Annotated in this window: 16 protein-coding genes and 3 pseudogenes; 6 read left to right on the top strand and 13 right to left on the bottom strand. The window is 72.2% G+C overall.

Annotated elements, in window-relative coordinates:
• Positions 1-243: 243 nt before the first annotated feature.
• From WJ438_RS23010 to WJ438_RS23000, 3 genes and pseudogenes are all read left to right on the top strand, one after another.
• Positions 244-902, top strand: a pseudogene (locus WJ438_RS23010) (bifunctional DNA primase/polymerase); the annotation flags it as partial.
• Positions 903-1,324: 422 nt separating this feature from the next.
• On the top strand, positions 1,325-2,116 hold the full coding sequence (locus WJ438_RS23005) for an ABC transporter ATP-binding protein (protein WP_406726912.1): 792 nt from the start codon (positions 1,325-1,327) through the stop codon (positions 2,114-2,116).
• Entirely contained in the window at positions 2,113-3,747 is a 1,635-nt protein-coding gene (locus WJ438_RS23000; protein ID WP_406726911.1) for a transporter, read from the top strand. Before WJ438_RS23005 ends, WJ438_RS23000 begins: the two co-directional genes overlap by 4 nt.
• A gap of 84 nt (positions 3,748-3,831) precedes the next feature.
• Here WJ438_RS23000 and WJ438_RS22995 read toward each other — a convergent pair whose 3' ends face one another.
• Together WJ438_RS22995 and WJ438_RS22990 are read right to left on the bottom strand one after the other, a co-directional pair.
• The gene (locus WJ438_RS22995) at positions 3,832-4,707 is read right to left on the bottom strand and encodes an alpha/beta fold hydrolase (RefSeq protein ID WP_406726910.1); all 876 of its coding nucleotides are present in this window, start codon (positions 4,705-4,707) and stop codon (positions 3,832-3,834) included.
• A gap of 530 nt (positions 4,708-5,237) precedes the next feature.
• Positions 5,238-5,930, bottom strand: a complete 693-nt coding sequence (locus WJ438_RS22990; RefSeq protein WP_406726909.1) for a metal-dependent transcriptional regulator — start codon at positions 5,928-5,930, stop codon at positions 5,238-5,240.
• Between the two features lie 252 nt (positions 5,931-6,182).
• Here WJ438_RS22990 and WJ438_RS22985 point away from each other — a divergent pair, with 252 nt between their 5' ends.
• Positions 6,183-6,938, top strand: a complete 756-nt coding sequence (locus WJ438_RS22985) for an SIS domain-containing protein (RefSeq protein WP_406726908.1) — start codon at positions 6,183-6,185, stop codon at positions 6,936-6,938.
• Positions 6,939-6,964: 26 nt separating this feature from the next.
• On the opposite strand, the gene WJ438_RS22980 is transcribed toward WJ438_RS22985, so the two are convergent.
• Positions 6,965-8,413 (bottom strand): PAS domain-containing protein, encoded by a 1,449-nt coding sequence (locus WJ438_RS22980; protein ID WP_406726907.1) that lies wholly within the window; start codon positions 8,411-8,413, stop codon positions 6,965-6,967.
• A gap of 215 nt (positions 8,414-8,628) precedes the next feature.
• Positions 8,629-9,306: a helix-turn-helix domain-containing protein gene (locus tag WJ438_RS22975; RefSeq protein WP_406726906.1), complete on the bottom strand. Its 678-nt coding sequence runs from the start codon at positions 9,304-9,306 to the stop codon at positions 8,629-8,631.
• A 273-nt stretch (positions 9,307-9,579) separates the two neighbouring features.
• Between WJ438_RS22975 and WJ438_RS22970 the strand changes: the two genes are divergently transcribed.
• Complete coding sequence (locus tag WJ438_RS22970) at positions 9,580-11,022, top strand: NCS2 family permease (protein ID WP_406726905.1); 1,443 nt, start codon at positions 9,580-9,582, stop codon at positions 11,020-11,022.
• A 331-nt stretch (positions 11,023-11,353) separates the two neighbouring features.
• Here the strand turns inward: WJ438_RS22970 and WJ438_RS22965 are convergent, their stop codons facing one another.
• On the bottom strand, positions 11,354-12,454 hold the full coding sequence (locus WJ438_RS22965; protein ID WP_406726904.1) for a citrate synthase 2: 1,101 nt from the start codon (positions 12,452-12,454) through the stop codon (positions 11,354-11,356).
• Positions 12,455-12,758: 304 nt separating this feature from the next.
• Here WJ438_RS22965 and pdxH point away from each other — a divergent pair, with 304 nt between their 5' ends.
• The gene (gene pdxH, locus WJ438_RS22960) at positions 12,759-13,427 is read left to right on the top strand and encodes a pyridoxamine 5'-phosphate oxidase (protein ID WP_406726903.1); all 669 of its coding nucleotides are present in this window, start codon (positions 12,759-12,761) and stop codon (positions 13,425-13,427) included.
• Positions 13,428-13,565: 138 nt separating this feature from the next.
• On the opposite strand, the gene WJ438_RS22955 is transcribed toward pdxH, so the two are convergent.
• The 8 genes and pseudogenes from WJ438_RS22955 to WJ438_RS22920 form a co-directional block, all read right to left on the bottom strand.
• On the bottom strand, positions 13,566-14,183 hold the full coding sequence (locus tag WJ438_RS22955) for a TetR/AcrR family transcriptional regulator (RefSeq protein WP_406726902.1): 618 nt from the start codon (positions 14,181-14,183) through the stop codon (positions 13,566-13,568).
• A complete protein-coding gene (locus WJ438_RS22950; protein ID WP_406726901.1) occupies positions 14,171-14,998 on the bottom strand; it encodes an enoyl-CoA hydratase-related protein in 828 nt (275 codons plus the stop codon). Before WJ438_RS22950 ends, WJ438_RS22955 begins: the two co-directional genes overlap by 13 nt.
• A 55-nt stretch (positions 14,999-15,053) precedes the next feature.
• A pseudogene (locus tag WJ438_RS22945) lies at positions 15,054-15,521 on the bottom strand (AMP-binding protein); the annotation flags it as partial.
• Positions 15,522-15,547: 26 nt separating this feature from the next.
• Complete coding sequence (locus tag WJ438_RS22940) at positions 15,548-16,738, bottom strand: acyl-CoA dehydrogenase family protein (RefSeq protein WP_406726900.1); 1,191 nt, start codon at positions 16,736-16,738, stop codon at positions 15,548-15,550.
• A gap of 106 nt (positions 16,739-16,844) precedes the next feature.
• Positions 16,845-18,692, bottom strand: coding sequence for an acetyl/propionyl/methylcrotonyl-CoA carboxylase subunit alpha (locus tag WJ438_RS22935; RefSeq protein ID WP_406726899.1), 1,848 nt, complete (start codon positions 18,690-18,692; stop codon positions 16,845-16,847).
• A gap of 6 nt (positions 18,693-18,698) precedes the next feature.
• Complete coding sequence (locus tag WJ438_RS22930; RefSeq protein ID WP_406726898.1) at positions 18,699-20,297, bottom strand: acyl-CoA carboxylase subunit beta; 1,599 nt, start codon at positions 20,295-20,297, stop codon at positions 18,699-18,701.
• Positions 20,294-21,991, bottom strand: a pseudogene (locus WJ438_RS22925) (acyclic terpene utilization AtuA family protein). The gene WJ438_RS22930 and the pseudogene WJ438_RS22925 overlap by 4 nt, the downstream one beginning before the upstream one ends.
• Positions 21,988-22,794 (bottom strand): TIGR03084 family metal-binding protein, encoded by an 807-nt coding sequence (locus WJ438_RS22920; protein WP_406726897.1) that lies wholly within the window; start codon positions 22,792-22,794, stop codon positions 21,988-21,990. Before WJ438_RS22920 ends, WJ438_RS22925 begins: the two are co-directional and overlap by 4 nt.
• Positions 22,795-23,064 lie beyond the last annotated feature (270 nt).

Genomic DNA, 23,064 nt, shown 5'->3' with positions numbered 1-23,064 from the left:
ACGAGGTGCCGAAGATGCGAGGCATGTGCGGATTGCCGGGGTAACGACTGATGCCGACCCCTCTCGGCCACTCCCGGTTGCGGCCGCTGGTCACCCACCACCGGTCACCCACCCCTGGCTACCCACCCGCGGACGCGGATCCTCTTGCGCGCCCCCGCGGATGCACCCATGCGCCCCGGGCGCGGAGCAAGTGCTCCTCCCCGCGCATGGGCACGGGCGTAACCCCTGGTGACGGACGTAGTTGTGTTCATCGTGGAAGAGACGATCCCGGGCACCGGCGCCGGACACATCCCGAAGCAGCGCGGAGAAACCCTGCTGGACAGCGCAGTTCGCTATACCGAGGAGCGGCACTGGGACGTGTTCGCGGGCACCTGGCTGGAGGCCGTCAACGGGGTGCACCGCTGCTCGTGCGGCGTCGCGGAGTGCCCGGCACCCGGCGCACACCCGGCGCGCTCGGACTGGGCGGCCCAGGCGACCGGCAGTGCGACCACCGTTCGCCGCATGTGGCAGATGTGGCCGACGGCCTCGATCCTGCTGCCCACCGGCCACGCCTTCGACACGATCTCCGTCCCCGAGACGGCCGGGTTCCTGGCGCTGGCCCGGATGGAGCGGATGGAACTGACGCTCGGTCCGGTGACCCTGACCCCGGCCCGGCGCATGGAGTTCTTCGTGCTCCCCGGCGCCTCGACGAAGGTGCCGGGCCTGATCCGCTCTCTGGGCTGGTCGCTGTCCCCGCTCGATCTGCGCGTGCGGGGCGAGGGGGCGTACGTGGCGGCGCCGCCCACGCGGTTCGGGTCCAAAGGGGCTGTGCAGTGGGCCAGCAGGCCGACACCGGCGAACCACTGGCTGCCGGACGCGGCGGAACTGATCTCCCCCTCGCCTACGCCTGCGGCCGCGACCGCCAGGACCGTCGGGAGCGCCGTGACCGGCAGGACCAGCAGGACCGCAGGGACCGGCAGGACCAGCAGGAACGCAGGGGCCGACAGGGCCGGCGGGACCGGTAGGGACGGTAAGGCGGGCGGGACCGCCGGAACCACCAGGACCGACAGGACCACCGGGACCGGCAGGACTGACAGGGCCACCGGGACTGACAGGGCCGGCGGGACCGGCGGAACTGCCAGGGCCGACAGGACCGGCAGGACCGGCAGGGCCGACAGGGCCACCGGGACCGGTAGGACGGGCGGGGCCCGTCGGGGCGTACGGCCGGTGGGGACAGTCGGGCCCGTGAAGGTGTTCCGGTCGGCGTGGTGCGCAGTCGGTCGGGGCGGTATGCGGCCGTGTGATCCGGCCCCGTGCGGATAGCCCTCCCCCGTAGGCTGCTCGTATGACGGAGGGAGCAGTGGTGGGTTCATCCGCCGTACGTGTGAAGGGGCTCTGGAAGCGGTTCGGTCAGCAGATCGCGGTGGCCGGGATCGATCTGGAGCTGCCCGCGGGCAAGTTCATCGGGCTCGTCGGGCCGAACGGAGCGGGGAAGACCACCACGCTGTCGATGGTGACCGGGCTGCTGCGGCCGGATCAGGGCACCGTCGAGGTCGTGGGACACGACGTGTGGCGCGACCCGGTCGAGGTCAAGGCGCGGATCGGGGTGCTGCCGGAGGGGCTGCGGCTGTTCGAGCGGCTGTCGGGGCGTGAACTGCTCGCCTACTCCGGCCGGTTGCGCGGCCTGCCGGGCACCGAGGTCGACAAACGCGCCACCCAGCTCCTCGACGTCCTCGACCTGGCCGGGGCCCAGCACAAGCTGGTCGTCGACTACTCGACCGGTATGCGCAAGAAGATCGGCCTCGCCACCGCGCTCCTGCACAACCCCGAAGTGCTTTTCCTGGACGAGCCGTTCGAGGGGGTCGACCCGGTCTCCGCGCAGATCATCCGAGGCGTCCTGGAGCGGTACACCGCGTCCGGCGCCACGGTCGTGTTCTCCTCCCACGTCATGGAACTCGTCGAGTCGCTGTGCGACTGGGTCGCGGTGATGGCCGCGGGCCGGATCCGTGCCCACGGACCGCTCGCCGAGGTGCGCGGAGACGCGCCCTCCCTCCAGACAGCGTTCCTGGAACTCGTCGGTGCGCACGGCCGCGACACCGCCTCCGACCTCAACTGGCTGGGCGGCGGATCCCGGTGAGCGCCCCCGCCCCCGCCCCCGCGTCCGCCCCCGCGATCACCCCCGTCGTCATCCGGCTGAAACTCTCCCTGCTGCGCAACGGGCTGCGGCAGTCCGGTGGGCGCAGGGCCGCGTACATCACCTCGGCCGTCGTCGCCCTGCTGTTCGCCGCGCTCCAGCTCATCGGCCTCATCGTGCTGCGCCGCGTCGACCACGCCGAGTCGCTGGTCGTGCTGCTGGTGGCGGTACTGGCGCTGGGCTGGGCGGTGATGCCGCTGTTCTTCCCGGGCGGCGACGAGACGCTCGATCCGACCCGGCTGGTGATGCTGCCGCTGCGTCCCCGGCCGCTGGTGCGGGCCCTGCTCCTCGCCTCGCTGGTCGGCATCGGGCCGCTGTTCACGCTGTGCATGCTCGTCGGTTCGGTGATCGCCGTCGCGCACGGCGGGACGGCGATCACCGTCGCCGTCTCCGCCGTACTCGCCGTCCTCGCCGTCCCGCTGGCGCTGCTGGTGTGCGTGGCGCTGGCCCGCGCGGTCGCCACCGCCAACGTACGGCTGCTGACCAGCCGTAAGGGGCGCGACCTCGCGGTGCTCAGCGGCCTCCTGATCGCGATCGGGGCGCAACTGGTCAACTTCGGTGCGCAGCGGCTCGGTTCCTCCGGTCTTGAGCAGCTCCAACCGGTGGCGGACGTAGTGCGGTGGATCCCTCCGGCGTCCGCGATCGGCGCGGTGCATTCGGCGGGCGAGGGTTCGTACGGGACCGCCGTCGCCCAGTTCGCCCTGAGCGTCGGGGCGCTGGTGGCGCTGCTCGCGCTGTGGTCGCGGTCGCTGACCCGGTTGATGACCTCGCCCGACGGTTCCACCCTGCAGAGCGGCGAGGCGGCCGTGCGCGATCGCGCCTCGACCGGGCTCGCCCGGCTGCTGCCCGCGGGACGCACCGGCACGGCCATGGAGCGCAGCCTCCGCTACGTCTGGCGCGACCCCAAGACCAAGGCGGCGTGGGTGACCTCGCTGGCCATCGGGCTGATCGTGCCGGTGTTCAACGCCTGGCAGGGCACCGGCTCGGTCTACTTCGCCTGCTTCGCCGCCGGGATGCTCGGCATCCTGATGTACAACCAGTTCGGGCAGGACACGTCAGCGTTCTGGATGGTCGCGATGACGATCGCCGGTACCCGGGACGCCTACGTCGAGCTCCGCGCCCGCGCGCTGGCCCTGCTGCTGATCACGCTGCCCTACTCCACTCTCGTGACCGTCCTGACCACCGCGATGCTCGGCGACTGGCCCCGGCTGCCGGAGGCCCTGGGGATGTCTTTCGCCCTGCTGGGCGCGATGCTCGCGACCGGTGCGTGGACCTCGGCGCGCTTCCCGTACTCCATCCCGCAGGAGGGCTACAAGAACGTCGCCCCGGGGCAGACCGGGCTCGCCTGGATCTCGATCTTCGGCGGCATGGTGGCGGCGGCCCTGCTGTGCGCACCGGTCATCGCGCTCACGATCTGGCTGAACGTGAGCGCGGGCGGCGAGGACCGGACGTGGCTGCTGTTCCCGGTGGGCACGGCGTACGGCGCCGCCATCGGCCTGCTCGGTCTCCGTCTCGCCGCCCCGCGCACGGCCCGCCGCCTCCCGGAGATCCTCACCGCGGTCAGCAAGGGCTAGCTGTGCTGTCCCGGGACGTGGGCGACACGCGTGCTGGGTGCTTGAACAGGTGAGGGCCTTTCCAAGGGGTGCGGGCGGCCGGGCTCAGCCGTCGCGGAGGGTGTCCAGGAACGGCTCGATCGCCGCCCGCCAGGCGTCCGGCTGGTCGTAGTGCACCAGGTGGCCGGCGTCGGTCACCTCCGCGTACTGGCCGCGGGGCAGCACGCGGACCATCTCCTGGGCCTCCGCGCGCCCCAGTTCGCCGTCGAGGCCGCGGACCACCAGGGTGGGGCACCGCACCTGGGCCAGCTCCTCCCAGTGCGCGTTGTACACCCAGGTCTCGCGGGAGCGGAGCATCTGGTCCGGATCGAAGACCGGCCGCCACCCGTCCGGGGACTCGGCCATCACCTCGGCGTAGAACTCACCGCGGGCCGGGTTCGGCCGCTCCACCCAGGGGTCGTCCTCACCGAACCACTTGCGTACGTCGGCGAGCGTGGCGAACGGGACGGGCCAGGCCTTGAACCACTGGGCCCACTCGCGCTGCGAGGCGGTCCCGAGCGCGGAGGCCCGCATGTCGCAGATGATCACCCCACGCACCAGATCCGGCCGCTTGGCGGCCAACTGCCATGCGGTCAGCGCGCCCATCGCGTGGCCGATGAGGATGGTCGCGCCGAGGCCCAGCTGGTCGAGGGCGGCCTCGGTGTCGTCGACATAGGCGTCTCGGGTGAACGAGGCCTGCGCGGGCTTGTCGCTGCGGCCGTGGCCGCGCTGGTCGAGGGCGACGGCCCGGTACCGCCCGGAGAGCCAGCGGGCGGTGGACGCCCAGTGCGAGGCGCGTCCCATGAGCCCGTGCAGTAACAGCACACCCGGGTTCCCGGCGGCGTGCTGCGCCGGGTCGCCGCCGGTCTTGGGTGGATCGCCGAACTCCCAGGCGGCGAGCCGTACGCCGTCCGCCCCCGTCACGTCGATGCGTCGCGCCATCGTGTTGGCACCCCCCAAGCTCGCTGCCTGCCGTGTTGCTTGCCCTGCCTGCTGTTGCCGCCCACACAGGTTATCGAATGCGCTTTCGAGAACGCCGTTCCCGCCGCTAACACCCCTCGATCGAGTGACACCTCTCGGGGATTGATCGTCGCGTCCGCGGGGAGATTTTCAGCGGGAGGCGGACCGCTCGGGGAGACCGGTTCGAGGGGAATGACCCTGGGAGCTCGGGGCTCCGGGTCAGCACAGGGGAGGACAGGCCCCGGCGCCGCACGGCGCCGGGGCTCCTCACGTGGTCACGGCACATTCTCCCGCCCCTCCCCGGCCGGGTGACCTCACTGCCGGGCCCGGCCAAGAGCCCCTCGCGTCATATGCCTCACGCGACAGCCTCGCACGCGAACCCGGCGAGCGCTGCACTTCGGCATACTGGATCTCGGATTCGGCGCGATCACACCGGCACCCCAACTCCCTCTCGGAAAAGTCAAGTTGGTGATGCGAGTCAGCGAGCCGAGTGGCCGATGCGACGACCGGGCCTAGGGCTTGGCGACGAACACGTGGGAGGCGACATCCGACTCCAGCTCGGCCGCCTCGCCGCCGCTGCCCACCAGCACACCGCCCGCCGACTCCGTCACGCTGACCACCGAGCCGGGCTGCACGCCCGCGCGGCGCAGCGTGTACATCAGCTGCGCGTCCGTCTGGATCGGCTCGCCGATACGACGCACCACGACCGTCTTGCCCTCGAGTCCCGGGGCGAGATCGGCCAGGGACACCATGCCCTCGTCCAGGAACGGGACGGCGCCGTCCTTCTCGCCCAGTTCCTCCAGGCCCGGGATCGGGTTGCCGTAGGGCGACTCGGTCGGGTGCCGCAGCAGCTCCAGCACGCGACGCTCGACGGCCTCGCTCATCACGTGCTCCCAGCGGCAGGCCTCGGCGTGCACCTGCTCCCACTCCAGGCCGATCACGTCGACGAGCAGACACTCGGCGAGGCGGTGCTTGCGCATCACCCGGGTGGCCAGCCGGCGGCCCTCCTCCGTGAACTCCAGGTGCCGGTCGCTGGCGACGGACACCAGGCCGTCACGCTCCATCCGGGCCACCGTCTGGCTGACCGTCGGCCCGCTCTGGTCCAGCCGCTCGGCGATCCGGGCGCGCATGGGGACCACGCCTTCCTCCTCCAGCTCGAGGATGGTGCGGAGATACATCTCCGTGGTGTCGATCAGTCCGGACATACGTGCCCCTCGATTAGCTCTGCGATTGGCTCTGCCGGAAGCTGGACGGCTCACCGGCGCATGCGCTGGCCCTGGACTCAATTCTCACCCATCGCGCCAACAACCGGGGCGCGCCGTGGAAACGCCGGTTGTCCGCCGGGGGTACAGGCTGCCACGGAGAGGTCTGCCCGGCCCCCTGCCGCCATGTTGACACGACGCTGGTCCGGACCGCACGGTGATCCGCAGCAGCCCACCCCGAAGGGATGGTCCTCCATGAGCGACCGCACGCCGGCCGGCCGGTTCCTCGACGCCGCGATCGACCTGCTGCACCGGGTCCGCGACGAGGAGGCCGACTCCCTCGCGGCCGCGGGCACCCTGCTCGCGGACACGGTCGCGGACGGCGGACGCCTCTTCGCCTTCGGCGCCGGCCACTCCTCGCTCGCCGCTCAGGACGTCGTCTACCGCGCGGGCGGGCTCGCCCTGATGAACCTGCTCGCCGTCCCGGGTGTCGTCGGCGTCGACGTGATGCCGGCCACCCTCGGCTCCGCCCTCGAACGCGTCGACGGACTCGCGAGCGCCGTGCTCGACTCGTCACCGGCCCGCGAGGGCGACGCCCTGGTGATCGTCTCCCTGTCCGGGCGCAACGCGCTCCCTGTGGAGATGGCCGTGAACGCCCGCGCCCTGGGCATGAAGGTCATCGGCGTGACCTCGGTGGCGTACGCGGCGGAGACGACGTCCCGGCACGTTTCGGGGACGTATCTGAAGGACCACTGCGACCTCGTCCTGGACTCCAAGATCGCGGTCGGCGACGCGGAACTCACCCTGGACAACGTCCCCGCCCCCTTCGCCCCCGCCTCCACGGTCGTCACCGCGGCCCTGCTCCAGGCGGTCATGGCCACCGCCGCCGCCACCCTGGCCGACCGAGGCATCGAGCCCCCGCTCCTGCGCTCCGGCAACGTCGACGGCGGCCACGACTGGAACGGCCGCATCCTGAACCAGTACGCCGACCGGATCTTCTACCGGCGCTGAGAACCCGCCGCCACTCCGGCTGCCTGTCAGTCCGGGTGCCCGGTAGCTCCCGCCAGGTCCAGGGCCGTGGCGATGCGTACCGCCACGTCCTCCGCGTACATCGCGTCGGAGCGTGCGAACGCGTTCCGGCCCGGACCGCGCAGAAACGTCACGGCGCCCAGCGTCCGGCCGCGACTGCGCAGCACCGTGCACAGGGCGTGCGCCGCGTCCGCCGGCCACTGCCGGGACACCGCCCATACGCGCGCCTCCTCCGCCGGCACCGCCCCCGCGTCGGCCCGTACCGAGCCGGCCCGCTCCACGCACTGCAGCGCCGGATGTCCCTCGCGGTACCGCACCGGCAGACCCGCCCGCCCGGCCAGCCTGCTCGGCCCCGGCGCCCCGGAGGGAGTGGCCGCGATCCGCACCAGCCGGACCCGCCCGGCGCTCTCCCCTCCGTCCGCCGTTCCGTCGGACACCCGGTCGATCAGCGCGTGATCGGCGAATCCGGCCAGCGCGAAGTCCAGGTGGACGGTGACCGCCTCCGCCGGGTCCTCGCACTCGGCCGCCGCCCGCGCCGCACGGTGCAGCTGCTGCGCGCGGAACCGCAGCAGCGACGCCTCCTGCTCGCCCTGCCGGGACTCGGTCACGTCCTGGAACAGCCAGCCCACGCCGAGCGGCACCGGTTCCTCCGACAGCGGCGACGACAGCCGCACGAATCCGCACCGCCAGCAGCGCCGCCGCTCGCCCTCCGGCTCCCGCACGCCCACCCAGATATCGGCGGGCGCGGGCGGGGCGCCCTCGGCCAGCACATGGGTGAGCGCGCTCTCCAACTCCTCCACACCCTGCGACAGCAGCTCCCCGAGCGGCCGTCCCAGCACCGACGTACGCCCCGCGCCGAGCGCGCGGGCCGCGTGCGCGTTGACCACGGCGGGCCGCAGATCGGCGTCGACGAGCACGACACCCCAGCTCGCGTCCTCCAGCAGCGCCTCGCTCAGCGCGATCGACCGTTCCAGGTCGATCTGCGCGTGCACCTCGCTGAACGCGCAGTACACGCCCGCCGGCTTCCCGTCGGGTCCGCGCACGGCCGCGGACTGCGTCCGCACCAGCACCCGGCCGCCGTCCTTCGTCAGCAGCGCGAACTCGTGCACCTGCCGGCCCGACGCGTCCATGGCCGACATCAGCCGTGCCTCGACCTCCGCGGCGTCGGCGCCGCGCACCGCCCACCCGGCGAACCCCTGCCGGCCCACCGCCTCGGCCGCGGTCCACCCGAGGACGCGCTCCGCCTCACGGTTCCAGTGCGTCACCACCCCGTGCGCGTCGAGGGCGCACAGGGCGGCGTCCATGCCGTCCAACAACGCGGCCAGCAGATCGGACCCGTCCGGACTCTCCCGCCCGGAACCGCCCGAACTCTCCCGCCCGGACCCGCCCGAGCCATCCCGCTCGGGCTCGTCGGGCCCCAGTTCGTCGGTGGTCCCACTACGCCGGGAAGCACTCACCTGGACCCCCTGCAGCTGCGTCCGCCGTACGGCACGTCGATCCGCCCACTTGCCCTCATTCAACTCGAACGTGACTCAGCGCACATCGGGTTCCCACAACATTGAAGGAATCGTTGTACGGCGCCGGTATCACCGCGGCCGGCCGTCCCGCAGCGTCGCGGCGCTGCGGCACGGCCGGCCGGTTCGGCGTCCTCACGCGCGGGCGGCAGAGGTCGTCAGTGTTCCGGGAAGCGCGACCAGAAGTGGTCCACGATGTCGTCGAGGTAGCGCCGTCCCTGCTCGCCGGAGGCGTTGGCGCCGCCGCCTCTGCTGAGGGTGGCCGCCATGAGGGACTGGTACTCGGTGTGCATGGCGCGCAGCACGTCCTGCAGATCGCGGCGTTCCATCGAGACGAGGCGGGCGATGTCCCGGATGTGGGCCTGCCAGCGGGTGGAGACGGCCTCGGTGAGCAGCCGGGTGAGTTCCGCCTCGCCACCGGTGATGGCGATGAAGTCCCTCGGGGGGAGTTTGAGCAGGGCGCCCAGTTTGGCCGACTGCCGTCGGTCACCGACCCATTGACCGGTCTCCTCCATGTGGAGGTAGTCGTGGAGTCTCAGGCTGGTGACCCGGGCGACGTCCTCGGCGGCGAGTCCGCGGGCGATCCGGTGTTCTCGCAGGGTGCGGGGGGCGCCCATGAGCTCGCTCGGGGAGCACCACAGTGCGCCGGCCAGGGCGGTGAGTTCGTTGGCGGTGGGCAGGGCGATACCGCGCTCCCATGCGGTGATGTGGTCGGGGGTGATGTGGGTCAAGCCGTAGGAGGCGCGCATGCCGTAGGCGACGTGGCCGGGGGCCATCCCGACTTTCCCGCGCAGGGTGCGGGCGGCGCGCGCGTTGAAGGGGAGTGGTGGATGCACGCACCGAGAGTAAGGAGTAACCCACCGTGAATACCATGCCTCTCTGTCGCCTGTCTCCCGTTATGACGGGAAGGTCGCCGCAAATTCTGTAGGAACCGACGGAACGCCAACTAGGGAAACAACCCCTCTTTTCCTCGAAGGGCTTGAATAAAACGCTCAGGTTCGTAGAATCCGCTGGCGGGCTGCCGCAGGTGTGTCCGCATGTCGACGCCGCACGCGCCCGGCGGCTGCCGTCATGCTTCCCCGCACCTTGCTCGCCCAGGAGACCCGCTCATGCAAACCCTCACGACCGACCCGGCCGATCCGGCGCCTGTCAGAGCCCACGGCCCACTCGACCGGTTCTTCCGCATCAGTGAACGCGGCTCGACCTACGCCAGGGAGATACGCGGTGGATTCGCCACGTTCTTCACCATGGCATACATCCTCGTACTGAACCCCATCATTCTCGGCAGTACCGAGGACAAATTCGGCCAGACCCTGAGCGCCGCCCAGCTGGCGACCGCCACCGCCCTGGTGGCCGCGGTGATGACCGTGATCATGGGTGTGGCCGGCAACCTGCCGCTCGCCCTGGCCGCGGGTCTGGGCCTCAACGCCGTCGTCGCCTTCCAGATCGCTCCCCTGATGGCCTGGGAAGACGCGATGGGCCTCGTCGTGCTCGAGGGCCTGCTGATCTGCGTCCTGGTGCTGACCGGTCTGCGCGAGGCCGTCATGCACGCCATCCCGCAGCCCCTCAAGCAGGCGATCAGCGTCGGCATCGGCATGTTCATCGCCTTCATCGGCTTCGTGGACTCCGGGTTCGTGTCTCGCATCCCGGACGCCGCGAACACCACCGTGCCCGTCCAGCTCGGCACCGGCTCCCTCACCGGCTGGCCCATGCTCGTGTTCTGCCTCGGTGTGCTGCTGACGGTCGTCCTCATGGCCCGCAAGGTGCGGGGCGCCATCCTCATCAGCATCCTGGCGATGACGGTGCTCGCCGTCCTCATCAACGAGATCGCCGACGTCAAGAGCTGGGGCCTCACCGCCCCCGAGCTGCCCGGCAACCCCGTCGCCGCGCCCGACTTCGGGCTCCTGGGGCAGTTCGACCTGTTCGGCTCGTTCGGTCAGATCGGCGTGCTCACCATCGTCCTGCTGATCTTCACGCTCATCCTGTCCGACTTCTTCGACACGATGGGCACCGTCGTCGGTGTCACCGCTGAGGCCGGGCTGCTCGACGAGCGCGGGCAGGTCCCCGGTCTGGGCCGGGTCCTGTTCATCGACAGTGCGGCGGCCGTCGCGGGCGGCGCCGCCTCCTCGTCGTCCGCCACCACTTACATCGAGTCCGCCGCCGGTGTCGGTGAGGGTGCCCGGACCGGCTTCGCCAACCTGGTCACCGGCGGTCTGTTCGCTCTCGCCCTCTTCTTCACCCCCCTGCTCACCATCGTGCCGATGCAGGCCGCGGCCCCCGCCCTCATCGCGGTGGGCTTCCTGATGATGACGCAGGTCAGGCACATCGACTGGGACCGCTTCGAACTCGCCGTCCCCGCCTTCCTGACCATCGTGGTCATGCCGTTCACCTACTCCATCAGCAACGGCATCGGCGCCGGCTTCATCTCCTACGTGGTCATCAAGGCCTGCCTGGGCAAGGGCCGCGAGGTGCACTGGCTGCTGTGGGGCACCGCGGGGCTCTTCCTCGTCTACTTCGCCATCGACCCGCTGAAGCAGCTGCTCGGCGTCTGACGGCACCCGGCCCACCACCGGCGACCCGGGATCACGAAAAAAGTGGTTGCTCCGGAGGGAATCGCTTCCTAGGCTGGCGGTACTTCGGAGAGGAGGTGGTTCGGCAGATGTATGAATACCGGACGGAAGAGGTGGCTGCGGGCTAGTGGCCCGTCGCCGTACTCGGTTCGGCGCCGGACCGGCGTGTGCGAGACACACGCAACCGGCCTAACCCAACGCAGTCGCCCGACCCGCGAGTCGCCGGTACGTCCGGCCGGCCCCTCCTTCGGAGGGCCGGACTCGCGGGTCGTCTGTGTTCTCGGGGTTCTCGGGGCTCTCAGGACTGCCGCACTCAGCGGGCGATGTCCGCGTAGCCCTCGATCTCGTGAAGGCCGCGGCTGCCGGGGCCGATGTAGTCGGCGGAGGGGCGGACCAGGCGGCCGGTGCGCTTCTGCTCCAGGATGTGGGCCGACCAGCCCGCGGTGCGGGCGCAGGTGAACATCGAGGTGAACATGTGGGCCGGGACCTCGGCGAAGTCGAGGACGATGGCGGCCCAGAACTCGACGTTGGTGGCCAGGACGCGGTCGGGGCGACGGGCGTGGAGTTCGGCCAGGGCGGCCTTCTCCAGGGCCTCGGCGACCTCGAAGCGCGGGGCACCCAGGTCGCGCGCGGTGCGGCGCAGGACACGGGCGCGCGGGTCCTCGGCGCGGTAGACGCGGTGGCCGAAGCCCATGAGGCGTTCGCCCCTGTCGAGCGCCTGCTTCACATAGGCCTCGGCGTCGCCCGTGCGCTCGATCTCCTCGATCATGCCGAGGACGCGTGAGGGGGCTCCGCCGTGCAGCGGCCCCGACATGGCGCCGACGGCGCCCGAGAGGGCCGCGGCCACGTCCGCGCCGGTGGAGGCGATGACGCGGGCCGTGAAGGTGGAGGCGTTCATGCCGTGCTCGGCGGCCGAGGTCCAGTACGCGTCGACGGCGGCGATGTGCTTGGGGTCGGGTTCGCCGCGCCAGCGGATCATGAAGCGTTCGACGATGGAGTGCGCCTTGTCGATCTCGCGCTGCGGGACCATGGGCCGGCCTTGGCCGCGCGCGGACTGGGCGACGTAGGAGAGGGCCATGACGGCGGCGCGGGCGAGGTCCTCGCGGGCCTGCTCGGCGTCGATGTCGAGGAGCGGTTTCAGGCCCCAGACGGGGGCCAGCATGGCGAGCGCGGACTGGACGTCGACGCGGATGTCACCGGAGTGGACGGGGATCGGGAACGGCTCGGCGGGCGGCAGGCCGGGGTTGAAGGCGCCGTCGACGAGCAGGCCCCAGACGTTCCCGAAGGAGACGTGCCCGACCAGGTCCTCGATGTCGACGCCCCGGTACCGGAGTGCGCCGCCCTCCTTGTCCGGTTCGGCGATCTCCGTCTCGAACGCGACGATTCCTTCGAGCCCGGGTACGAAGTCGGACATCAGGCGGCTCCTCGTGGTGTGAGCGACGGATGGTGTTGTGGTGAGGGGCGGGGCGACCGCGTGCGGGCCGGTCGGCGGGAACGGGATGCGCGTCCGATGGATCCGCGGTCTCACGGCGAGGACTCGCGGTCCGGCACGTCACCGGTCACCCCTGTGATGCCCGATCGGGGGTCACCCAACCGGATCAGTGCCAGCACGATATCCCTGAGTGCCATTTTTGGGGAGGGCTCGCGGCACTCAGTGCCATACGAGGTCGTGGGGCACCGGGTCCCCACGGCATCCGCACATACGGCAGGATGACGGCGTGACCGACCGAGACTCCGTCCCCCTCGCTCTCGCCTCGATGCGCAAGCAGTACCGGGTCGAGGGGCTTTCCGAGACCGATCTGGCCGCCACTCCCGTCGACCAGTTCGCGCGCTGGTTCAAGCAGGCCGCGACGGACGGCGGGCTGTTCGAGCCGAACGCCATGGTCGTCTCCACGGCGGACGCGCAGGGCCGGCCCAGCTCCCGCACGGTGCTGCTGAAGCACTTCGACGAGCAGGGGTTCGTGTTCTACACGAACTACGACTCCCGCAAGGGGCGCGAACTGACCGGGAACCCGTACGTCTCGCTGCTGTTCCCGTGGCATCCGATGGCCCGGCAGGTCATCGTCACCGGAGTCGCACGGCGTACCGGCCGGGACGAGACGGCCGCCTACTTCCGCACCCGGCCGCACGGCTCGCAGCTGGGCGCGTGGGCGAGCGACCAGTCGTCGGTGCTCACTAGCCGTACGGACCTGGACACGGCGTACGCGGAGCTCGCGGCCCGGTATCCGGAGGGCGAACAGGTGCCGGTGCCACCGCACTGGGGCGGTTTCCGGGTGGCCCCGCAGGCGGTGGAGTTCTGGCAGGGCCGGGAGAACCGCCTGCACGACCGCCTGCGGTACGTGGCACGGGCCGACGGGGGCTGGAGGGTGGAGCGGCTGAGCCCGTGAACGCGGCGCCGCGTATGCCGCCGCTCGCCGGATCGCTGAACGTCGGGCTCGTCACGGCGGGCGCCGAAGTTCGCCGGAGCACCGCACACCCGCTGCCGGCCGGCCTCCGGCTCGGCCGGCCGGCGACGGCCCCTCGCCTCAGTCCAGCGCCCCGTCCAGCAGCGCTGCCCACTGGGCGACCACCCGTTCGCGGCGGCCCGCGTCGTCGGTGAGGAGGTTGGCCAGGCCCAGGCCGCGGGCCATGTCGAGGAGGCCCTGGACGGTTTCGCGGACGCCGGGGCGGGTCTCGTCGGCGCCCAGCAGGTCGACGGCGATGCGGTGGGTCTCGCGGCCGACGCGCGCCTCCAGTTCGGTCACGCGGGGCCGCAGCTGCTCCTCGTTGGAGGCGGCGACCCACAGGTGGAGGGCGGCGCGGAACAGGGGCCCGGTGTAGAGGTCGACCAGCGCGGCCACCACCGCGCGGCGGTCACCGGCCGCCGCTCCCTCGGGGAAGAGCGCGCGCAGCGCGGTGGAACGCTCCTCGGCGACGTACTCGACGGCGGCCGTGAACAGGTCCTCGCGGGTCGGGAAGTGGTGCTGGGCCGCCCCCCGGGAGACACCGGCGCGCTCGGCGACGACCAGAACCGTGGAGCCCGCCCAGCCGTGTTCGGCGAGACAGGCCACGGCGGCCTCCAGGAGACGCTGCCGGGTGGCCCGGCTGCGGTCCTGCTTGGGGACGCGTTCGGCACGGTCGGCCGCCGCGCTCACACCACCCATTCCGGATCCCGTCGTTCGAGGAAGGCCGTCATCCCCTCGCGCGCGTGGGCGGAGGCGAAGAGGCGGGCCGAGAGCGCCGTCAGGTGGGCGGCGTCCCGGTCGAAGGTCTCCAGCACCCTAGCCGTGAGCAGCCGTTTCGTCTCGGCCAGGGCCTCGGGGGCCGCTCGGCGCAGGCCGTCCAGAATGGGCGCGAGGACGTCGTCGACGTCGTCGCCGGACGCGGTGAGCAGACCGATGCGGGTGGCTTCGGCGGCGTCGATGCGTTCCCCGGTGAGGTAGTAGCGGGCCAGCGCGCGCGGGTCGGTGCGGGGCAGCAGCGGCAGGGAGATGACCGCGGGGGCGACCCCGACGCGCACCTCCGTGAAGGCGAACGTGGCCGCGTGCGAGGCGGCGGCGATGTCGCAGGCGGCGAGCAGGCCGAGGCCGCCCGCGCGGACGTGCCCGGTGACCCGCGCGACGACCGGTTTCGGCAGTTCGACGAGCTGCCGCAGCAGGCCGGTCAGCGCCTCGGGGGCGTTGGGGCCTCCCCCGCTCGTGGGGGTCCCCCCGCTCGTGGGGATCCCCCCGCTCGTGGGGAGCCGAGAGTGGGGGAGAAGCCGAGGGCTTGGGGAAGGGTCGCGCAGGTCGGCGCCCGCGCTGAAGGTGTTGCCGGTGTGGGTGAGGACCACCGCGCGGACGTCGCCGTCCGCGGCGGCGTCGGTGAGCGCGCCGGCGAGTTCACCGACGAGGGCGGCGGACAGGGCGTTGCGGCGCTCGGGGGCGTCGAGGCTGAGGGTCTCGACGCCCCGCACGCGCGTGCGGCCGATCAGGGTCACGAGGGCTCCTTGGGCTGCGGCCTGAGTTCACGGCGCAGGGTCTTCCCGGAGGCGGCGCGAGGCTCGCGTCGAGGGGGGCGGCGGCGCTGATGAGGTACTTCAGGGAGCTCAGGTCGTACTGGACGACCAGGGGGTGCTTGGCGAGGGCCAGGACGAGGGGCGGGGCCACGTACAGGCCGGTGATGCGGTGGTTCTGGATGGCCGTGAGGAACGTCTCCAGGTCGAAGCGCGGGAGGACGACGACGGTCGCGCCCTTGCGCAGCGGGGCGTTCATCAGGACCGTCAGGCCGTGGATGGGGAAGAACGGCAGTACGGCGAGGACGTCGCCCTTGCGCACCCCCGCCTCGGCGAGACCGGCGGCGACGCGCCGGTGGAACCGGTCCACCTGCTCGTACGCGAGGGTGGTGCCGTCGGTGCCGTCGACGAGTGCCGGGGTGCTCCCGAACTCGGCGGCGCGCGCGAGCACCGCCTCGTGGAGGGGGAGTTCCACGGGTGGAACGTCTGCGTACTCGCTGCGGAACACGGTTCCTCCAAGACGGCCGGCACGGCCTAGTACGACTTGGGCAGGCCCAGGGTCTGGTGGGAGACGTAGTTGAGGATCATCTCCCGGCTCACCGGAGCGATACGGGACACGCGCGCGGCGGTGATCAACGAGGCGAGGCCGAACTCGCGCGTGAGGCCGTTCCCGCCGAGCGTGTGCACGGCCTGGTCGACTGCTTTCACACAGGCCTCGGCGGCGGCGTACTTGGCCATGTTGGCTGCCTCCCCCGCGCCCACGTCGTCGCCGGAGTCGTAGAGGTGGGCGGCCTTCTGCATCATCAGGCGGGCCAGTTCCAGGTCGATGTGGGCCTGCGCGAGGGGGTGCGCGATGGCCTGGTGGGCGCCGATGGGGGCGTTCCAGACGGTGCGCTCACGCGCGTACGCGACGGCTTTGGCGAGCGCGTGGCGGCCCAGGCCGACCGCGAAGGCGGCCGTCATGATGCGCTCGGGATTGAGCCCGGCGAACAGCTGGAGCAGCCCCGCGTCCTCTCCTCCACTGCCGGAAGCGTGGGAGGTGCCCCCACCGACGAGCGCGTCGGCGGGCAGCCGTACGTCGTCGAGGACCAGCTCGAACTGCTTCGCGACGGCGTTGAGTTCCATGTCGATGACGCGCCGCTGGAAGCCCTCGGTGTCGCGGGGGACGATGAACAGGCAGGGCTTGAGGCGTCCGGTACGCGTGTCCTCGGTACGGCCGACGATGAGGGTGGCGTCGGCGATGTCGACGCCGGAGACGAACACCTTGCGGCCGGTGAGGAGCCAGTCCCCGGTGTCGGGGTCGCGCCGCGCGGTGGTCGTGATGCGGTGCGAGTTGGAACCGGCGTCGGGTTCGGTGATGCCGAAGGCCATGATGCGGGTGCCGTTGCCCAGGGCCGGCAGCCATTGCTGCTTCTGGTCCTCGGTGCCGAAACGGGCGATCACGGTGCCGCAGATCGCCGGCGAGACCACCAACATCAGCAGCGGGCAGCCGGCGGCGCCGAGTTCTTCGAGGACGATGGAGAGTTCCGCGATGCCGCCGCCTCCGCCTCCGTACTCCTCGGGGAGGTTGACTCCGAGGTAGCCGAGCTCGGCGGCTTCCGACCAGAGTTCGGTGGGGTTGCCTTCGGCGATGGTGCGGGTCGTGTAGGCGCGGCCGTAGCGGTTGCCGAGGGCGGCGACGGCCGCGCGAAGAGCCTTGTGCTCTTCGGACTCGATGACGGGCATATGCGCTCCTAAGGGGGAGGGGCTTCAGGTCGTCACGAGGGTGCGGTTGTCCGTGGTGACTCGCGCCCACGCGGCGGAGCCGCATGTCGGGCACTGTCCCGCGCTCCTAGGGGGCGCGGGACTCCACGACAGCCAGAAGGGCGCCGACCTCCACTCGCTGTCCCGGTGTCGCGTGCAGGGCGCTCACAGTTCCCGTGGCCGGGGCCGTGATCCTGTGTCGCATCTTCATCGCCTCCAGCCACAGCAGGGGCTCTCCGGCCCGTACGGCGGCTCCCTCGGTCAGGCCGTCGGCGATGCGGACGACCGTGCCGGGCATGGGGGCGAGGAGGGAGCCGGGGGCGTGCTGGGTGGTGGGGTCGGGGAAGCGGGGCAGGGTGGTGAGGGCGGTGGCGCCCACGTACACGCGGTCGCCGTAGCGGCCGACCTCGAACCTGCGCCGTACGCCGTCCACGTCCAGGATCACGAGCCCCGCGTCGGCATGCACGACCCGCACCCCGTCGGCTGCGAGGCCGTCGCGCGTGTGCCGGTAACGGACCTCGTGCTCCTCGCCCGCCACCGCGTACCGCTTGACCTGCGGCTGCGAGGGCAGGTTGCGCCAGCCGCCGAAGCGGGAGCGGCCGTGGGCGTCGGCGAGGGCGGCGGCGAGCGGCGCGTACGGGTCGGGGGCCGGTGCGGTGAGTCCGGACAGGTGGCGGTCGTAGAAGCCGGTGTCCATGCGGCCTTCCGCGAACTCCTCGTGCCGCAGGGAGCGGACGAGCAGGTCCCGGTTGGTGACGGGGCCGTGGATCGCCGCCCGTTCCAGGGCGGAGGCCAGCTTGCGGACGGCCTCCGCGCGGGTGGGCGCGTGGGCGATCACCTTCGCGATCATGGGGTCGTAGTGGACGCCGATGTCGTCGCCGTCGGAGTACCCGGTGTCCAGGCGGACCCCCTCGGGGACGGCGAGGCGGTGCAGGAGGCCGGTCTGCGGGGCCCAGTCCTGGGCGGGGTCCTCGGCGTAGAGGCGGGCCTCGACGGCGTGGCCACGCGCGCGTGGCGGTTCGTCCGCGAGGGCGTGGCCCTCGGCGAGGCGGATCTGTTCGGCGACGAGGTCGAGACCGAACACGGCTTCCGTCACGGGGTGCTCCACCTGGAGGCGGGTGTTCATCTCCAGGAAGTGCGCCCGGTCCCCCGCGACGAGGAACTCGACGGTTCCGGCACCGGCATAACCAACGGCGCGGGCGGCGCGTACGGCGAGCGTGTGGAGTTCGCCGGTGAGTTCCTCGGTCAGGCCGGGCGCCGGGGTCTCCTCGATCACCTTCTGGTGGCGGCGCTGGAGGGAGCAGTCCCGGGTGCCGAGCGCCCACACCGTGCCGTGCGTGTCGGCGAGGATCTGCACCTCGACGTGGCGGCCGTTCTCCACGTACGGCTCGACGAAGACCTCGCCGTCGCCGAAGGCGCTCGCGGCCTCCGCGCGCGCGGCGGCCAGTTCGGCGTCCAGGTCCGCGAGGCGCCGCACGACGCGCATCCCGCGTCCGCCGCCGCCCGCCGCGGCCTTCACCAGCACCGGCAGGTCGGCCTCGGTGACCTCGCGCAGGGGCTCGGTGCCCATGAGTTCCTTGGCGCGCGTCTTGGACGCCATCGCCTCGATCGCCTCCGGGGGCGGCCCGATCCACACCAGGCCCGCGTCCTGGACGGCACGCGCGAAGCCGGCGTTCTCGGAGAGGAAGCCGTAGCCGGGGTGCACGGCGTCCGCGCCGGCGGCGAGCGCCGCCTTCACGATCAGGTCGCCGCGCAGGTACGTGTCGGCGGGCGCCGCCCCCGGCAGGCGTACGGCCGCGTCGGCCACGCGCGCGTGGAGGGCGTTCTCGTCGGCGTCCGAGTGCACGGCGACCGTCCGGACTCCCAGCTCACGGCAGGTGCGGACGACGCGGCAGGCGATCTCGCCGCGGTTCGCCACAAGAACGGAGGTGATCATGGCCCCTCACATCCGGAAGACGCCGAAGCCACCGCGCACGCCCTCGTAGGGCGCCGTGTGGATGGCCGACAGGCACAGGCCGAGGACGGTGCGGGTGTCGCGCGGGTCGATGACGCCGTCGTCGTACAGCCGCCCGGACAGGAACATGGGCAGCGACTCGGACTCGATCTGCTGCTCCACCATGGCGCGCAGCGCCGCGTCCGCCTCGTCGTCGTAGGGCCTGCCCTTCGCCGCCGCCGACTGCCGGGCGACGAGGGACAGCACGCCGGCGAGCTGCTGCGGGCCCATGACGGCGGACTTGGCGCCGGGCCAGGCGAACAGGAAGCGCGGGTCGTACGCCCTCCCGCACATGCCGTAGTGCCCGGCGCCGTAGGAGGCCCCCATGAGCACCGACAGGTGGGGGACCCTCGAGTTGCCGACCGCGTTGATCATCATGGCGCCGTGTTTGATGATCCCGCCCTGCTCGTACTCCTTGCCGACCATGTAGCCGGTGGTGTTGTGCAGGAAGAGCAGCGGGATGTCGCGCTGGTTGGCGAGCTGGATGAACTGGGCGGCCTTCTGCGACTCCTCGCTGAAGAGGACCCCTCGGGCGTTGGCCAGGATGCCCACCGGGTAGCCGTGCAGGCTCGCCCAGCCGGTGGTCAGGCTGGTCCCGTAGAGCGGTTTGAACTCGTCGAAGTCGGAGCCGTCGACGATCCGCGCGACGACTTCGCGCGGATCGAAGGGGATCTTCAGGTCGCCGGGGACGATGCCCAGGAGTTCGTCCTGGTCGTACTCGGGGGGCGCGGCCGGTCCCGGGTCGGGGTGTGCCTTGCGGTGGTTGAGGCGGGCCACGACCCGGCGGGCCTGCCGCAGGGCGTCCGGCTCGTCGACGGCGAAGTGGTCGGCGAGGCCCGACACGCGCGCGTGCATCTCGGCGCCGCCCAACGACTCGTCGTCGCTCTCCTCGCCGGTGGCCATCTTCACCAGCGGCGGCCCGCCGAGGAACACCTTCGCCCGCTCCTTGACCATGATCACGTGGTCGGACATGCCGGGGATGTACGCGCCCCCGGCGGTGGAGTTCCCGAAGACGACCGCGACGGTCGGGATGCCCGCCGCCGACAGCCGGGTCAGGTCCCGGAAGACGGCGCCCCCGGGAATGAAGATCTCCTTCTGGGACGGCAGGTCGGCGCCGCCGGACTCCACCAGGCTGATGCAGGGCAGCCGGTTGGCGAGCGCGATGTCGTTGGCGCGCAGGGCCTTCTTCAGGCTCCACGGGTTGCTCGCGCCGCCGCGCACGGTCGGGTCGTTGGCGGTGATCAGGCATTCCACGCCCTCGACGACGCCGATCCCGGTGACCAGGGAGGCGCCGACGGTGTAGTCGGTGCCCCACGCGGCCAGCGGGGACAGTTCCAGGAACGGCGTGTCGGGGTCGAGGAGCAGTTCGACACGCTCGCGGGCGAGGAGCTTGCCGCGTTTCCGGTGCCGGTCGACGTACTTCTCGCCGCCGCCCGCGAGGGCCTTGGCGTGTTCGGTGTCGAGTGCGGCGAGCTTGCCGAGCATGGCCTCGCGGTGGGCCCGGTAGTCGGGGCCCGTCGTGTCCAGGGCGGATTCGAGGACCGTCACAGCAGGGCCTCCGGGATGTCCAGGTGGCGGGAGCGCAGCCATTCGCCGAGCGCCTTGGCCTGGGGGTCGAATCGGGCCTGCGCGGCGACGCCCTCGCCGAGGATGCCCTCGACGACGAGGTTCAGGGCGCGCAGGCGGGGCAGGACGTGCCGGGTGACTGGCAGGTCGCGGGCCTCGGGGATCAGCCGGCGGAACCGCTCGACGGTCAGTTCGTGCGCGAGCCACCGCCAGGCGTCGTCGCCGCGGACGTCTGGGACCCACACACCGACGTTGGCGTTCCCGCCCTTGTCGCCGCTGCGGGCCCCGGCGATCAGGCCGAGGGGCGCCCGACGGGTCGGTCCGGGGGCCAGGGGTTCCGGCAGCTCCGGCTCCGGCACGTCCTCGAGTACGTCGGTGTCGTGGGTTCGGCCCACCGTGATGCGACGGCCGTCATGGAGGACGGCCACATGGTTGACGGCACTGTGGGGGACGTACGCATCCTCGAACACCCCATACGGAGCGCCCTTCCCCGGTGTCGCCACCACATGGAATCCGGGGTAGCTCGCCAGCGCCAGCTCCACGGCGGCCCCGCTCAGCGCACGTCCGACCGCTTCCTGTCCGGGGTCGCGGACGACGAGCCGCAGCAGGGCGCTCGCCTGCTCCTCGGTGCCGGCGTCGGCCCGGTCGGTGCGGACGAGGTTCCACCGCACCTCGGCGGGCGGCGCCTTGGCGAGCGCGCCGGTCATCTGCTCCCTCACGAGGGCCGCCTTGGCCTCGATGTCGAGCCCGGTGAGGACGAACACGACCTCGTTGCGGTAACCGCCGAGCCGGTTGAGTCCGACCTTGAGCGTGGGCGGCGGCGCCTCCCCGCGCACCCCGTCGACCCGTACCCGGTCGGGGCCGTCCTGGGTGAGCCGTACGGTGTCCAGCCGGGCGGTGACGTCGGGCCCGGCGTACCGGGCGCCGCCCGTCTCGTAGAGCAGCTGCGCGGTGACGGTGCCGACGTCGACGAAGCCGCCGGTGCCGGGGTGCTTGGTGAGGACGCTGGAGCCGTCCTCGTGCAGCTCGGCGAGGGGGAAGCCGGGCCGCAGGAGGTCACCGGGTGGCCGCGCGCCGAAGAAGGCGTAGTTGCCACCGGTGGCCTGGGTGCCGCACTCCAGCACGTGCCCGGCGACGACGGCTCCCGCGAGCCGGTCGTAATCCGCCGGCCCTCAGCCGAAGTGGGCGGCGGCCGGCCCGGTGACCAGGGCCGCGTCGGTGACCCGCCCGGTGACCACGATGTCGGCGCCCTCGCGCAGACAGGCCGCGATGCCGAAGCCGCCGAGGTAGGCGTGCGCGGCCAGCGCACCCGGGTGAGCGGCGGTGAGGTCGTCGCCCTCGACATGGGCGACGCGCACCTCGACGCCGACCCGGCCGGCGAGCTGCCGTACGGCGTCGGCGAGGCCGGCCGGGTTGAGCCCGCCGGCGTTGGTGACGATCCTGACGCCGCGCTGGTGGGCGAGGCCGAGGCAGTCCTCCAGTTGCCGCAGGAAGGTGCGGGCGTACCCGGCGGAGGGGTCCTTCAGCCGGTCGCGGGCGAGGATGAGCATGGTCAGCTCGGCGAGGTAGTCGCCGGTGAGGACGTCGAGCTCGCCGCCGGTGAGCATCTCGCGCAGGGCGTCGAAGCGGTCGCCGTAGAAGCCGGAGGCGTTGCCGATGCGCAGGGGCGCGGTCACGGGGTGTTCCCCGGGGCGGCCTCCTTCGGCGCGCGTCCGCCGCCGGGCGGCCCGGCGAAGGCCTGGGCGATGTCCAGCCAGCGGTCGGCGTCGAGGCCGTCGGCGGTGAGGGCGAGATCGGCGCGGTGGGCGCGCTGGGTGACCAGGAGACAGAAGTCGAGCGCGGGACCGGTGACACGGTCCGTGGCGTCCTCGGGACCGTACGTCCACAGTCCGCCCGAGGGGGCGGTGAGTTCGAGGCGGAACTCCTCGAACGGCACGGGCAGGCCGTGCACCCCGAAGGCGAAGTCGCGGGTGCGGACGCCGAGCCGCACCACATGGCGGAGCCGGTCGGTCGGCGCGCGCACCGCACCCAGCGCGTCCGCCACGTCCAGGCCGTGGGCCCAGGTCTCCATGAGTCGGGCGGTGGCCATGGAAGCGGCGGACATGGGAGGGCCGTACCAGGGGAAACGCGCCCCCGCGGGTGCTGCCCGCAGGGCGCTCTCGAGGGCTTCGCGGCCAGCCCGCCAGTCCGCGAGCAGCCGTGCGGGCGGCAGGCCGGCGCCCTCCCGCGCGGCGTTGTCCACGAAGTCCCCGGGCTCGGTCAGCGCCTTCTCAACCTCGCGGGCGAAGGCGCCCTGATCGGTCACCGCGAGCAGCGAGGAGCGGTCGGTCCAGGCGAGGTGCGCGATCTGATGGGCGACGGTCCAGCCGGGCGCGGGAGTGCCCAGCGCCCATTCCCTCCCACCCAGTCCGGCCACCAGCCGGTCGAGTTCGTCGCTCTCCGCACACAGGTCGTCGATCACGGGCGTCGGGTCGGCCATGCGGCGAGCATGACAGGCACCCCAGAAACAATCAAGCACGCTTGCTGGATTTGATCCGCCGCGACGCGACCCCCTGTCCGACCGAACGGCCACTCCGGGCCCTTCGTCACACGAGGGGACCAGGCGTTACCTGCCATGGCGACGAGCTCCGAGCGTGGCGTGACCATGTAGACGAAGAAGCCTCCGGCCACGAACGCGTGCTTCCTACGAACGCGCGCTTCGCCCCTTCGTCCGCTCCCTCGTGTGCGGGGCCATGGAGGTGAAGCGCTT

Origin of the sequence: Streptomyces sp. GD-15H, from assembly GCF_045291515.1 — a bacterium.
Taxonomy (GTDB): domain Bacteria; phylum Actinomycetota; class Actinomycetes; order Streptomycetales; family Streptomycetaceae; genus Streptomyces.
This window is presented reverse-complemented; position numbering and strand designations above follow the sequence as displayed.